At 58.7% G+C, this 14280-nt stretch carries 9 protein-coding genes and 3 rRNA genes; all 12 read right to left on the bottom strand.

Annotated elements, in window-relative coordinates; all coding sequences use genetic code 11:
• Positions 1-5 precede the first annotated feature (5 nt).
• Complete coding sequence (locus HLG82_RS04310; protein WP_193327470.1) at positions 6-830, bottom strand: TlyA family RNA methyltransferase; 825 nt, start codon at positions 828-830, stop codon at positions 6-8.
• Positions 831-977, bottom strand: a complete 147-nt coding sequence (locus tag HLG82_RS04305) for a hypothetical protein (protein ID WP_193327469.1) — start codon at positions 975-977, stop codon at positions 831-833.
• Positions 978-2003, bottom strand: coding sequence for an HAD-IIA family hydrolase (locus HLG82_RS04300; protein ID WP_193327468.1), 1026 nt, complete (start codon positions 2001-2003; stop codon positions 978-980). It lies immediately after the preceding gene.
• Positions 2004-2006: 3 nt separating this feature from the next.
• Positions 2007-3527, bottom strand: coding sequence for a tetratricopeptide repeat protein (locus HLG82_RS04295; RefSeq protein WP_193327467.1), 1521 nt, complete (start codon positions 3525-3527; stop codon positions 2007-2009).
• Positions 3528-3811: 284 nt separating this feature from the next.
• A 5S ribosomal RNA gene (gene rrf, locus HLG82_RS04290) occupies positions 3812-3928 on the bottom strand.
• Positions 3929-4030: 102 nt separating this feature from the next.
• Positions 4031-7117 (bottom strand): 23S ribosomal RNA (locus HLG82_RS04285).
• 211 nt (positions 7118-7328) lie between these two features.
• Positions 7329-8853 (bottom strand): 16S ribosomal RNA (locus tag HLG82_RS04280).
• The 16S, 23S and 5S rRNA genes sit together here, the layout of an rRNA operon.
• 508 nt (positions 8854-9361) lie before the next feature.
• Positions 9362-10231, bottom strand: coding sequence for a metal ABC transporter permease (locus HLG82_RS04275; RefSeq protein WP_193327466.1), 870 nt, complete (start codon positions 10229-10231; stop codon positions 9362-9364).
• A complete protein-coding gene (locus tag HLG82_RS04270) occupies positions 10228-11142 on the bottom strand; it encodes a metal ABC transporter permease (RefSeq protein WP_193327465.1) in 915 nt (304 codons plus the stop codon). Before HLG82_RS04270 ends, HLG82_RS04275 begins: the two co-directional genes overlap by 4 nt.
• The gene (locus HLG82_RS04265; protein ID WP_193327464.1) at positions 11139-11867 is read right to left on the bottom strand and encodes a metal ABC transporter ATP-binding protein; all 729 of its coding nucleotides are present in this window, start codon (positions 11865-11867) and stop codon (positions 11139-11141) included. The genes HLG82_RS04270 and HLG82_RS04265 overlap by 4 nt, the downstream gene beginning before the upstream one ends.
• A gap of 25 nt (positions 11868-11892) precedes the next feature.
• Positions 11893-12834, bottom strand: coding sequence for a metal ABC transporter substrate-binding protein (locus tag HLG82_RS04260; protein ID WP_193327463.1), 942 nt, complete (start codon positions 12832-12834; stop codon positions 11893-11895).
• Positions 12835-12993: 159 nt separating this feature from the next.
• Positions 12994-14250, bottom strand: coding sequence for a tyrosine--tRNA ligase (gene tyrS / locus HLG82_RS04255; RefSeq protein ID WP_193327462.1), 1257 nt, complete (start codon positions 14248-14250; stop codon positions 12994-12996).
• Positions 14251-14280 lie beyond the last annotated feature (30 nt).

Below are 14280 nucleotides of genomic sequence, written 5' to 3'. Positions count from 1 at the left end.
CCCTCCTAGTGTGCCGAACCTGCCGGTCCTGACGCTACCGCTTTTTCCACGGCCTGTTCGAGATTATCCCCGAGATCCACGCCGCCAGCCAACATGTGCAAAAAGTATTCCACATTTCCAGCTGGACCTGGCAACGGCGAGGGAGCCACCGCCTGGATCGCTAACCCCTCGCGCCGGGCCGACTGCGCAACTTTAAGAACCGTCTCCACGTGCTGGGCAGGATCTCGAACGACGCCGCCCGCGCCCAGCCGATCCTTGCCGATCTCGAACTGCGGCTTGACCATGAGCAGAAAATCGGCGCTGGCACTCGCACACCGCGCAAGGGCCGGTATGACCAACGTGAGCGAAATAAACGACAGATCCCCAACCACGAGGTCCGGCGCCGGCGCCACGTCCTTCGGTTCGAGCGTACGAACGTTGGTGCGCTCCATGACGATCACGCGCGGATCCTCTCGCAGCCTCCAGGCGAGCTGACCGTAGCCAACGTCGACGGCGAGCACCTCCTTCGCGCCACGCCGAAGAAGGACGTCGGTAAAACCGCCCGTCGAGGCCCCGGCGTCGAGGGCACGCACGCCCTTAATCACGGGCGCACGATCACCCAGATAATCCAAGGCGCCGATGAGCTTGTGTGCGCCGCGGGAGGCGTAGTCGTCCCTCTCACCCTCCGTCACGAGGAGCGCCTGGGCAGGATCCATCTGACGCGCGGGCTTCGTGACGGCTATCCCGTCAAGCAGCACCCGACCCGCATGAATCAAATCTCCCGCCTCGCCACGCGAGCGTGCGAGACGACGCCGCACAAGTTCGGCGTCGACACGAATGAGCCTCGCCATTTATGCCTGCGCTCGATTCAGCCGCGTTGTCAGCTCCTGGTGGATCTTCTCCAGCTGCGTGATCTGCTCATCGCGGGGCTTTTCCCCCAGCGTTTCCAAGGCTTGGGAGACGTTGATCCGCACCTGACCGGGCTTGGGCGTCGTCATCTATCGAACCACCTTCAGGTTCGGGAGCCAGGCCAAGTCCTCTCGGCGCACGCCGTCGTCGATAGCGCTCCAGACCGCTGCCACCAACGCCCGATAGCCATCGAGGTCAGCCTCAACCGCCGCATTTCCGTCGAGGATCAGCTGCTGGTCGACGACGTCGATACTCGCCCTCCGCTCGCCGCACACGAATTCGTCACCACCGCGGACGATGGCCGGGGCGGGCCGGTTGATATCGAGCATATCGATGCCTAAGAAGGTCGGACGCTCGTTAACAGATGCGAGCATGATGTCACGCGCCTGGCTCACACCCGTGAGCACGTGGAAAGACGGCAGCGCCGCGGCATTAGCGCCGGCGATATCCGTGTTCAGCCGGTCGCCCACGCACAGTGGGCGTTGCGCACCCGTCTCCTTCATCGCCAGACGATACATGTCGGGAGCGGGCTTGCCCGAGCTTAGCGGCTCAACGCCGGTCGCATGCACGACGGCTGCGACCATCGAACCGCACCCGAGGTGCTGGCCGCGTTCGAGCGGAAGCGTCGCATCAAGGTTGGTCGCGACGTAGAGCGCACCTGCCCGAATGGCGAGCGCAGCCTCCGACAGTTCGGCCCACGACAGGTCCTTTGAAAGCCCCTGGAGAACTGCGTCAGGCCGATCGTCAGCCGACGACACGACCACCACGTCTGCCCTCTCAAGCTCATAGAAGAGGCCCTCGGTGCCGAGCGGCAAAACCTTTGCCCCCGCCGGAACGTGTTCGAGGAGCTGAGCAACCCCGGTACGTGAACTCGTGTAAATCTCTTCGGGTAACGCATCGATGCCAACGGCCTTCAGCTTCGCGGCCACATGTGGCGGCGAAGCCATCGAATTGTTCGTAATATATGCCGCGCCAATGCCCTGACTGCGTGCTTGCGCCAGTCCCTCCGAGGCATTCTCAATCGGGGCGGACCCGCGGTAGCACACTCCATCGAGATCCAGCAGCAAGTAGTCGAATTGCGCACTCAGCGCCCGATCACACGTACCGAGGCTCATGCGTTACTCCTCGTCCTCACCATCGTTCAGGTCGAGGTCTTGGTCGGCCTCAAGCGCCGCCTCGATCTCATCGTCGGTCATGAAATTAAACTCGCCCTGGAAGAAGCTCTCCTCGTCAGACTCATCGTCAAGGAGAGACTCGTCTTCTTCCTCGTCAAGTGCGTTAGTTTCATCAAGGTCGTCAGCCTCATCAAGCTCATCAACGTCCAGCTCGTCCTCGTCTGCCTCCGCGGCGTCATCGAGTTCAATGTCCAGCTCGTCCTCCCCGAACTCCTCGTCAAAATCCGCGGCGAGTTCATCATCGAGATCGTCCTCGAAATCGTCGTCAGCGGGCTCGGCCGCGCCTTCGGCGACGTCGGCCGGATCGTCAAGGTCATCGAGGACGTCCTCGAGGTCGACCATAATGTCGCCGCCTTCACCTTCATAGACCGAAGCCCACGTCTGACGAAGCTCCTCGGCCTCGTCCTGACGGCCGAGTTCCTCAAGCCGGTCCGCTTTGATCAGCTGCACGCGCGCAGCGAGCTCTTGGGGAAGATTGTCGACCTTGATCTTTTCGAGAACGGACAGACCTCGCTCGGAGTCGCCCGTCTCCGCGCGCGCACCCGACGTGACAAGCGCCAGTTCGATCTGAGCCTCGGCAGACAGCCGCTGGAGCGGAATGCCCTCGATGAAGCGCAGCGCCTTCTCCGGACGACCAAGCCCACGCTCAGAATCTGCCTCAAGCGGCACGTGCGTGTAATCGTCGCTCATCCGACGATAGGTGCGAAGTTCGCGCAGGGCCTCCGAGTAGCGGCCAGTTGCGTAAGCCGTCAGACCAAGTGCTTCGCGAACCACGTCGATGCGGGCCGCGCTCTGGTAGGCCGCACGGGCATGGTCGTAAGCGACCTCCGGATCGATCTCAAGCATCTCACCTGCATAGACAAGGTGGCGTGCCACGCGATCAGCGTTGTCCTTATTCAGCGAACGAAGCTGCTGGCGGGCGCCCTTGTCTAGGGAATCTCCGGAAATCGAATCCGGGATCTCGAGGTGGCGACCATTGTCGCGGAGCTGCTCGCTATCCCGCTCAGGGCGCTCACGGCGGTCATCACGTTCCCAGCCGCCACGCTCATTACGGTCGTTACAGTCACGGTCCCAGCGGCCCTGCCCATCGCGATTCCAACCACCACGACGATCATCGCGACCGTTGCGATCACGGTCCCAGTTGCCGCGGCGGCCATCACGACGCTCGTCACGGCCCCAGCCCTCACGGCGATCATTGCGATCATTACGGTTACGTTCCCAGCCGCCACGCTCATTACGGTCGTTACGGTCACGGTCCCAGCCGCCACGCTCATTACGGTCGTTACGGTCACGGTCCCAGCGGCCCTGCCCATCGCGATTCCAACCACCACGACGATCATCGCGACCGTTGCGATCACGGTCCCAGTTGCCGCGGCGGCTGCCGAAGCGGTCAGAAGCCGAGTTCCAGCCGGAGGAACGCCTTGCGCGGCCTTCCGAGTTATCGTACTTTTCGTTCTCAGACATAAGTTCCTCACGGTTTAAGTTTTCAAGCAGCAACGCCACGATAGGCGTAATTCAACGTACCCAACACTACCCGAAAGCGAACAGTTAAAGGCTCGAAGTTAGTGAGAGACGCGCGACACGATCATCGCCGGCAAGTACCATTGAGTAGCCTCACATTTGAGTATATTTTCCGAGGTCGGGATTGATATTGTCGCCTCGACGTTAGAAGGGCCGAGTGTGCGCGTGGTTGTGCCTGAAATGTTTTGAGCCCTGACTGTTGGGTCAGGGCTCAAAAAGGGTTTGGTTGACGGCGGTGTCCTACTCTCCCACACCCTCGCGAGTGCAGTACCATCGGCGCTGGTGGGCTTAGCTTCCGGGTTCGGAATGGGACCGGGCGTTTCCCCACCGCTATGGCCACCGTCAAAACATTTGGGGACCAATTTTTATTCAATTTGTCTCTGCCACCAAGGGATGGGGTGGTGGTCCAGAATTGTATAGTGGATACGAAAATTTTTGTTGTCTGGTTTTTTAAGTGGTCGGCCCATTAGTACCAGTCAGCTCCACACTTTACAGTGCTTCCACGTCTGGCCTATCAACCCCATGGTCTATAGGGGACCTCTCAACACCCAAGGGTGTTCGGGAAACGTTATCTTGAAGCAGGCTTCCCGCTTAGATGCTTTCAGCGGTTATCCTTTCCGAACGTAGCCAACCAGCCATGCACCTGGCGGTACAACTGGCACACCAGAGGTTCGTCCGTCCCGGTCCTCTCGTACTAGGGACAGCCCTTCTCACGTTTCCAACGCGCGCAGCGGATAGGGACCGAACTGTCTCACGACGTTCTGAACCCAGCTCGCGTACCGCTTTAATGGGCGAACAGCCCAACCCTTGGGACCTACTCCAGCCCCAGGATGCGACGAGCCGACATCGAGGTGCCAAACCATGCCGTCGATATGAACTCTTGGGCAGGATCAGCCTGTTATCCCCGGGGTACCTTTTATCCGTTGAGCGACGGCGCTTCCACAAGCCACCGCCGGATCACTAGTTCCTACTTTCGTACCTGCTCGACTTGTCAGTCTCGCAGTCAAGCTCCCTTGTGCACTTACACTCGACACCTGATTACCAACCAGGCTGAGGGAACCTTTGAGCGCCTCCGTTACATTTTAGGAGGCAACCGCCCCAGTTAAACTACCCACCAGGCACTGTCCCTGAACCAGATCATGGTCCGAGGTTAGACATCCAGCACGATCAGAGTGGTATTTCAACAATGACTCCACCATAACTAGCGTCACGGCTTCACAGTCTCCCACCTATCCTACACAAACCGTACCAAACACCAATACCAAGCTATAGTAAAGGTCCCGGGGTCTTTCCGTCCTGCTGCGCGTAACGAGCATCTTTACTCGTAATGCAATTTCACCGAGTTCGCGGTTGAGACAGTGGAGAAGTCGTTACGCCATTCGTGCAGGTCGGAACTTACCCGACAAGGAATTTCGCTACCTTAGGATGGTTATAGTTACCACCGCCGTTTACTGGGGCTTAAATTCTCAGCTTCGCCACACAAGGTGGCTAACCGATCCTCTTAACCTTCCAGCACCGGGCAGGCGTCAGTCCGTATACATCCACTTACGTGTTCGCACGGACCTGTGTTTTTGATAAACAGTCGCTTCTCCCTGGTTTCTGCGGCCATCACCCCTAGCACGCAAGGTGCTTCAAGGATCAGGCCCCCCTTCTCCCGAAGTTACGGGGGCATTTTGCCGAGTTCCTTAACCACGATTCACTCGAACTCCTTAGTATACTCTACTCGACTACCTGTGTCGGTTTAGGGTACGGGCGGCTTGGACCTCACGTCGAGGCTTTTCTCGGCAGCACAGGATCACTCTACTTCGACCACACGGTCTCATCATCCAGCCTCACTCACCATGTTCCCCGGATTTACCTAAGGAACGAGCTGCGCTGTTAAACGTGGCAAGCCATTAGCCACGCGGAAGCTACCACTCTGCGTCACCCCTGTTAACACGCTTGCCTACCACAAGATCAGGTCCCACGCTCACTTACCATCAACCCCCGAAAGGGTACAACAGCAAGCAAGGATGGTTAGTATCCCCCGCTTCAGCATGGACGGTCCTTCGCCGGTACCAGAATAACAACTGGTTGCCCATCGACTACGCCTGTCGGCCTCGCCTTAGGACCCGACTAACCCAGGGCGGAAGAACCTGGCCCTGGAACCCTTAGTCATTCGGAGGACGGGATTCTCACCCGTCATTCGCTACTCATGCCTGCATTCTCACTCGCACCCAATCCACCACACGGTCACCCGGCAGCTTCATCTCGAGCACGACGCTCCCCTACCCAACAAAAACTTGTTGCCACGGTTTCGGCGGTGTACTTAGCCCCGCTACATTGTCGGCGCGGAATCACTTGACCAGTGAGCTATTACGCACTCTTTCAAGGATGGCTGCTTCTAAGCCAACCTCCTGGTTGTCACAGCAACTCCACATCCTTTCCCACTTAGCACACCCTTAGGGGCCTTAACCGATGATCTGGGCTGTTTCCCTCTCGACTACGGAGCTTATCCCCCGCAGTCTCACTGCCACGCTCAACTTAAACCAGCATTCGGAGTTTGGCTGATCTCAGTACCCGGTATAAGGGCCATCGACCATCCAGTCGCTCTACCACCAGCAAGCACACGCAACGCTGCACCTAAATGCATTTCGGGGAGAACCAGCTATCACGAAGTTTGATTGGCCTTTCACCCCTAACCACAGGTCATCCCCTCCATTTTCAACTGAAGTGGGTTCGGGCCTCCACACGCTCTTACACGTGCTTCACCCTGCCCATGGCTAGATCACTTCGCTTCGGGTCTAGAACATGCAACTCAAACCGCCCTATTCAGACTCGCTTTCGCTACGGCTACCCCACACGGGTTAACCTCGCCACACATCCTAACTCGCAGGCTCATTCTTCAAAAGGCACGCCATCACCCCCACCAAAAAGGGCTCTGACGGATTGTAAGCGTCCGGTTTCAGGTACTATTTCACTCCCCTCCCGGGGTACTTTTCACCATTCCCTCACGGTACTCATTCACTATCGGTCACACGAAGTATTTAGGTTTACACAGTGGTCTGTGCAGATTCACACGAGATTTCACGAGCCCCGTGCTACTCGGGAACACCACAAAGAAGAGCAACAGATTTCAACTACCCGACTATCACGGTCTACGGTCCAGCTTCCCAACTGATTCACCTATCTGCCACCTTTATCACTCCTCGACCCCCCGTCGGAGGGAATCACTGCAGGCCCCACAACCCCGAATATGCAACGCCCGACGGCTATCACACACACCCGGTTTAACCTCATCCGCTTTCGCTCGCCACTACTCACAGAATATCTCTTCCTACGGGTACTAAGATGTTTCACTTCCCCGCGTTACCCCCAATCACCCTATACATTCAGATGACGGTACCCAGAAACAACTCCAGGCAGGTTCCCCCATTCGGACACCCTCGGATCACAGCTCGTATGCCAACTCCCCGAGGCTTATCGCAGGCTACAACGTCCTTCATCGGCTCCGTGTACCAAGGCATCCACCGAACGCCCTAAAACACTTACAAAAACCAAAAGATGCTCGCATCCACTATACAATTCTCAACCACCACACCAACACCACACACAAACCCACACAAGCAGGCCCACGCACAGGCAGCACAGGTGTTACCCCACACCCCAACAGCATGCCAGCTCCCCACATTGCACACCACTAAAAACCCCAACAAAAAACGACAACCACCAACAAACAGTGACCATCACACCAGGGCTCCCTAGAAAGGAGGTGATCCAGCCGCACCTTCCGGTACGGCTACCTTGTTACGACTTCGTCCCAATCGCCAGTCCCACCTTCGACCGCTCCCCCCAAAAAGGTTAGGCCACGGGCTTCGGGTGTTACCAACTTTCGTGACGTGACGGGCGGTGTGTACAAGGCCCGAGAACGTATTCACCGCAGCGTTGCTGATCTGCGATTACTAGCGACTCCGACTTCATGGGGTCGAGTTGCAGACCCCAATCCGAACTGAGACCAGCTTTAAGGGATTAGCTCACCCTTGCAGGCTCGCAACCCTCTGTACCGGCCATTGTAGCATGCGTGAAGCCCAAGACATAAGGGGCATGATGATTTGACGTCATCCCCACCTTCCTCCGAGTTAACCCCGGCAGTCTCCCGTGAGTCCCCACCCAAAGTGCTGGCAACACAGGACAAGGGTTGCGCTCGTTGCGGGACTTAACCCAACATCTCACGACACGAGCTGACGACAACCATGCACCACCTGTACACCACCCCGAAGGCTGCACCATCTCTGGCACATCGCAGTGTATGTCAAGCCTTGGTAAGGTTCTTCGCGTTGCATCGAATTAATCCGCATGCTCCGCCGCTTGTGCGGGCCCCCGTCAATTCCTTTGAGTTTTAGCCTTGCGGCCGTACTCCCCAGGCGGGGCACTTAATGCGTTAGCTACGGCGCAGAACCCGTGGAAAAGGCCCCACACCTAGTGCCCAACGTTTACGGCGTGGACTACCAGGGTATCTAATCCTGTTCGCTACCCACGCTTTCGCTCCTCAGCGTCAGTGGTGGCCCAGTAACCTGCCTTCGCCATCGGTGTTCCTCCTGATATCTGCGCATTCCACCGCTACACCAGGAATTCCAATTACCCCTACCACACTCTAGTCTGCCCGTACCCACTGCAACCCCGAAGTTAAGCCCCGGACTTTCACAGCAGGCGCAACAAACCGCCTACGAGCTCTTTACGCCCAATAATTCCGGACAACGCTCGCGCCCTACGTATTACCGCGGCTGCTGGCACGTAGTTAGCCGGCGCTTCTTCTGCACATACCGTCACTCATCGCTTCTTCTGTACTGAAAGGAGTTTACAACCCGAAAGCCTTCATCCCCCACGCGGCGTCGCTGCATCAGACTTGCGTCCATTGTGCAATATTCCCCACTGCTGCCTCCCGTAGGAGTCTGGGCCGTATCTCAGTCCCAATGTGGCCGGTCACCCTCTCAGGCCGGCTACCCGTCGACGCCTTGGTAGGCCATCACCCCACCAACAAGCTGATAGGCCGTGAGCCCATCCCCATCCAAAAAATCTTTCCAACCCCCACCATGCGGCAGAAGCAGAATATCCGGTATTAGACCCAGTTTCCCAGGCTTATCCCAAAGACAAGGGCAGGTTACTCACGTATTACTCACCCGTTCGCCACTAATCCACCCAAGCAAAAGCAAAGGCTTCATCGTTCGACTTGCATGTGTTAAGCACGCCGCCAGCGTTCGTCCTGAGCCAGGATCAAACTCTCCACAAAAAACAAAACCAACCCCAACAAACAGGGCCAGCCCAATCCATATGAAAAGCAAGAAAAACAAGCTCAACAAAACCAGAAAACTGGCAAACAAAAACCACAACCAACCAAAAGGCCAGTCACAGCAAAAAACCAACCCCACCACAAAAAATGGAAGAGCCAGCAAAAAAATACAACATAAAAAGCTGACACACTATTGAGATATCAAACAACACACCCACACAAGAAAACCCAACAAAAAAACCTTTGCCAGACCCCCTCAAGGGCACCGAAACCACACAACAAACCCCAACAACAACACCATCGGAATCCGCTGCACAACCCGGCAACAGGTAAACACTCTATACACCCACCCCACCCACGTCAAACCAACCCACAGTGCCCCTGATCACAACCACAAACACCGAAATTTGACGCCGCTTTTGCCTGTAGCGACGCACCTTCACGCCGGCGCGAGCGCAACGGGTTCCAGCCGAGCAGCCCGGCCGAACACCTCGCCGCCGTGAGCCCATCAGCCAGCGTCTCGAGCAAGACGCCTCGGCAACATACGAGATGCAAGCAAGACCAGGCAGAACATGACGCCGTCAACAAAGGCCATCATCGGCGTCGTCGCAAGATCGCCCTGCCAGGCGACGAGAAAGCCAACAAGCCCAGAAAACACCGAAATGCCTATTGTCTGCCCGATCAAGGCGGGAAGCGTGCCTGCGATCAGCACAGCTGTCGCGGCCGGAACCACCATCAGCGTAATGACGAGGATTGCGCCAGCCACATTGAAAGCCGTGACGACAGTCAGCGCGATGAGCACCATGAACACGGTATCGACGATCTTCACGGGCATACCGGAAACGGCCGCAAAGCTCTTATCGAAGGTGGTGGCCTGCAGCACCCTGTAGGCCACCACGATGAAGGCCGCGTTTAAGGCGCCGACACTGATCAATACCCACATCATGCGCGGGCCGATGTCAAAGCCCCCAACGATGAGGTGTTCTGTCTCAAGCGCCATCAGGTTGAGATCGCCAACGAGGACAGTATCGGCGCAGATGTGAACGCCCGACAGCTGCGTGGACAGAAGCAACACCCCGAGGGCAAAGAGCGCAGGATAGATGACGCCCTGATTTGCGTCGCCCGCCAAGAGTCCGGTGCGCTTGAGTCTATCTGCCCCGATGACGATGAGAAGACCACACAGGGTAGCAATCACCGTCATCACAGGAGAATGAGTGGAGCCCGAGATCAAGGCACCCAGCACGATCCCTGGGAGCACCGCGTGCGACAGCGCGTCCACCAGCATCGATTGTCGTCGCAACACGAGGAAGACGCCAGGCAGCGAGCACACCACTGACGTCACCACCGCTAGCAACATCACCGAGAGAATAAAGCTCATGCTGAGACCGCCTTCGTTTCAAGACAACGACGGCGTCCGCGCCTGTGGCTCAGAATCGAACGCCGCGGCGAGGCAAGAATTGACACAAGGAAAACCGTGAAGAGGATGAGAACGACGACGGGGCCGGTCGGCACGCGGCCAGCAGAGATTGATAGGTAGGCGCCGGCCATCCCCGAGACTCCCCCGATGGCTCCGGCCCCCACGACGAGGCCGCGCATCGACGTCGTCCACTGACGCGCAGCTGCCGGGGGCATGATGGCGAAGGCGACCATGAGGATCATGCCCACGGCCTTAATGCCGATGACGATCGCGACCGTCGTCGTCACAATTGAGATCGCGTCAACGACTTTCGGGGAAAACCCTTGGATATGGGCCGCAACCGGATCGAAACAGTACAGGCCGATTTCTTTCCAAAAGAGTGCCAAGACCACGAGGGCGAGCGCGCCGAAAGCGGCGATAGAGATGACGTCAACCTGGCGCATCGTGCCGGCGTTTCCGAACATGTATGAGTCGATTCCGCCTCGATTGGGCAGACTCGAATGGTTGATGAGGCGTAAACCTACCATTCCCCCGCCGTAGAAGATCGCCATGGATACGGCCATCGCCGCGTCGATGCCGACGCGCGAGTGCTGGGCGATCAGGTTCGTCAGAAGGAGGGAGAGAACGGAGGCGGCGGTGGCACCGATCGTCAAGGTAACAATTGACCGGCCGTCAGCCCCCAGGAGGCTCGCGATCACGAATGCCGTCACAACGCCGAAAATGGCGGAGTGACCCACGACATCGGAGGCGAGAGACTGTTTGCGCAGATAGAGAATTGATCCGAGCGCCCCAGCGAGGGCTCCAATGAGGAACGTGCCGATCGCCGTGGTGCGGAAGGCGTACGTTCCAAAAAATTCGGCGAGAGAAATCATCTCCCCACCCCCACCTGGTCGAGCCCGTATGCACGATTGATCAGGCTGGGAGTAAACGCCTCTTCGAGTGGCCCGCTCGCGACGACGCGCCCCTCGCGCAGTAGCGTAGCGTGCGTGCAAAACTCCGCGACCGTCGACAGGTCGTGGTGGACGATCCCGATCGCCCGGCCCTCGCTAGCGAGGTCCCGCAGCACATCCATGATGGCCCTACCAGAGGCTATGTCGACGCCGGCGAAGGGCTCATCGAGCAGCAGAAGATCGGGATCGCTGGCCAGCGTGCGCGCCAAGAAAGTCCGCTGCTTCTGCCCGCCCGACAGCTCCGAGATGTGCTGGCCCGCGAGCTTGGCGATGCCTAGCCGCTCCATCGCGCGGCGCGCGAGCTCGCGCTCTGCTTTCCCCGGGCGTCGCAACCACCCAAGGCGTCCGTACGTCCCCATGAGGACGACGTCGGCGACAGTGGCGGGAAAATCCCAGTCGACGTCGGCAACCTGCGACATATAGCCCACCCGTCGGCGTTGCTCGGCCAGTGTTTGCCCGAAGAAGGTGGCGTGGCCGAAGAGAGGGGGAAGGAGCCCGAGTGCAGTTTTGATCAGCGTGGATTTGCCGGCCCCGTTCGGGCCCAGGATCGCCATGATCGAACCAGGATCGATGTGCATCGAGGCCTCGTGCAGCACCACACGTTCGCGATAGCCAGCCGTGAGATCATGAGTTTCAAAACTGTGCATTCTTCCCCCCCCCCTCTCGGAGCCGCTAGTTACTAAGGGCGGCCACGATGGCCTCGACGTTGTGCCGGAAGGCGCCCGGGTAGGTGTCAACGGGAGACTCGGTTCCCAACGTGTCTGCGAACAGTTCCTTGTCCGAAATGGAAACCTTCCAGCCCGCGGCGGCCACGGCCTCCTGCAGGTGCTTGATAACCTCGGGGTTCTTGAGGTTGTCGGAGAAGATCACGGGAACCTTCTTCTCTGCCACGAGCTTGGCTAGCTCGTGGACCTGGACCGGGGACATCTCAGATTCGGAGGAGACGAAGTCGGTCGCGTAGATCTCCAGGCCGTAGGTGCGCCCGAGGTAGTTGAACGCGTCATGCCCGGTCACAAGCACACGCTTCTCCGGCGGAATCTTGGCAAAGGCGGTCTTGGCCTCTTCGTGGATTGCTTGGATCTTGGAGTTGTAGGCGGCGGCGTTGTCCTTGTAGGTCTGGGCATGAGATGGATCGACCTTCGCCAGCTTGTCGGCGGTTGCGCTCACGACCAGCTGCCAGGCGATCGGGTCGTTCCACACGTGCGGATCGTGGCCCTCGATTTTACCGTCTTCTTCCCAGGGCAGGAGCTGCTCCTCGGGAATAGCCTCGCCCGCAGCGAACTGGCGCTCGCCGAGTTTGTCGAACTGGCCCATCATCTTGTGCTCCATGTCGTGGCTGGTCCACACCACGAGATCAGCCTTGGCGATCTTTTCCGTGTCCGAGGTGGTCAGCTCCTGGGTGTGCGGGTCTCCACCGGGGCCAACAAGCACGGTGAGCTCCGCTTCGGGGGCGATGTTGGCAATCGCGTCGCCGAGGTAGCCGGTGGTGGCGACGACGGTCAGTTTGCCTTCCTTACTGGCCTCAGGCTTCTTGGCGGCGTCCACCGCGCAGGCGGAGGCGCCGAGGGCGAGTGCGCCGGCCGCGGCGAGAGCAACGAGTCGTTTTAAGGTCATGATTACCTTCCATTCGAAAATTAGGGTGTACTAACTTGCTTTGGCTACTATAAACTATTTCTTTCGGTATACCGAACTTTAGGACCTTTGGTCAGCCATAACTTGTGCAAGCATACAAAAAGGCGCCGGGATTTCTCCCGGCGCCTTTGACGAACGAATCTAGACTCGCACCGCTGTCATGTTCTTCTTCCCCTTACGCAGCAGGACGAGCGAGCCGGGCAAGACATCGCCCTCCTCGATCAGGCGTTCAGGATCGTCGACCTTAACATTATTGATATACAGGCCACCACCGGCAATGGTTCGCCGTGCCGCACCGGCGCCCTTTTCCAAGCCGAGCGAGACGAGAACGTCAACGACGGCGTCGCCCATCTTCGCGCTGGCGGAGGGCAACTCGGCGGTAGCCTCGCGCAACGTCTGCTCGTCGAGGCCGGACGGTTCGGCCTTGCCAAACAGGACGAGCGAGGCCTGCTTGGCGCGCTCGGTTGCCTCGGCGCCGTGCACCCACGTCGTCACTTCTTCGGCGAGGACGCGCTGAGCCTCACGCGCCTGCGGACGCTCGGCGACGAGCTGCTCGAGCTCCTCGATGCGCTCGCGCGAGAGGAAGGTGAAGACCTTCAGCATGCGAATGACGTCCTCATCAGCCGTATTCAGCCAGAACTGGTAGAACTTGTAGGGGCTGAGCATCTCAGGATTCAGCCACACCGCTCCACCTTCGGTCTTGCCGAATTTGGTGCCGTCGGCCTTGGTGATAAGCGGATTAGTCAGCACGTGAACCGACTTACCCTCGGTCTTGCGGATCAGGTCGAGGCCGCCGACGAGGTTGCCCCACTGATCGTCGCCACCAACCTCGAGCGTGCACCCGTGACGACGGTAGAGCTGCAGGTAGTCGTTGGCCTGGAGGATCTGGTAGGAGAACTCGGTGTAGGACAACCCCTCCTCGGATTCGAGGCGGCGCTTGACGATGTCCTTGTTGAGCATCGTGCCCATGCGGAAGTACTTGCCAAGGTCACGCAGGAAGTCAATGGCGGACAGCTCGTTCGTCCAGTCCAGGTTGTTGACGGTCGTGGCAGCGTGCTCGCCCTCAAAATCGAGGAGCGATTCGAGCTGACCACGCAAAGACTCGGCCCAGCCAGCCACGACCTCCTTCGTGTTGAGCTGACGCTCCCCCTTGGCGCGCGGATCGCCGATCAGGCCGGTCGCACCCCCCACAAGAACGAGGGGGTTGTGTCCAGCCATCTGGAGGTGACGCATGACCTTCACGGCAACAAGGTGGCCGTGGTGCAGGGACGCCGCGGTCGGATCGAAGCCGCAATAGAACGTGATCGGCCCGTCGGAGAGCGCTTTGCGCAGCTCATCGAAGTCCGAGCTCTGGGCGATCAGCCCACGCCATTGCAGTTCATCGAGGACGTCTTCCACGTCTTTCCCTTTCGTTTGTTGCATCTCCGC

It is taken from the genome of Trueperella pecoris (assembly GCF_014926385.1).
GTDB lineage: Bacteria > Actinomycetota > Actinomycetes > Actinomycetales > Actinomycetaceae > Trueperella > Trueperella pecoris.
Note: the sequence above shows the minus strand (reverse complement) of the source record. Positions and strands in the feature narration are given on the sequence as shown.

Bases quoted from the DNA above. Each gene is read 5' to 3' on its own strand.
- HLG82_RS04305 (WP_193327469.1), bottom strand. From the start codon at position 977: ATGACGACGCCCAAGCCCGGTCAGGTGCGGATCAACGTCTCCCAAGCC.
- HLG82_RS04275 (WP_193327466.1), bottom strand. From the start codon at position 10,231: ATGAGCTTTATTCTCTCGGTGATGTTGCTAGCGGTGGTGACGTCAGTG.
- HLG82_RS04265 (WP_193327464.1), bottom strand. From the start codon at position 11,867: ATGCACAGTTTTGAAACTCATGATCTCACGGCTGGCTATCGCGAACGT.
- HLG82_RS04310 (WP_193327470.1), bottom strand. From the start codon at position 830: ATGGCGAGGCTCATTCGTGTCGACGCCGAACTTGTGCGGCGTCGTCTC.
- HLG82_RS04300 (WP_193327468.1), bottom strand. From the start codon at position 2,003: ATGAGCCTCGGTACGTGTGATCGGGCGCTGAGTGCGCAATTCGACTAC.
- HLG82_RS04260 (WP_193327463.1), bottom strand. From the start codon at position 12,834: ATGACCTTAAAACGACTCGTTGCTCTCGCCGCGGCCGGCGCACTCGCC.
- HLG82_RS04270 (WP_193327465.1), bottom strand. From the start codon at position 11,142: ATGATTTCTCTCGCCGAATTTTTTGGAACGTACGCCTTCCGCACCACG.
- HLG82_RS04295 (WP_193327467.1), bottom strand. From the start codon at position 3,527: ATGTCTGAGAACGAAAAGTACGATAACTCGGAAGGCCGCGCAAGGCGT.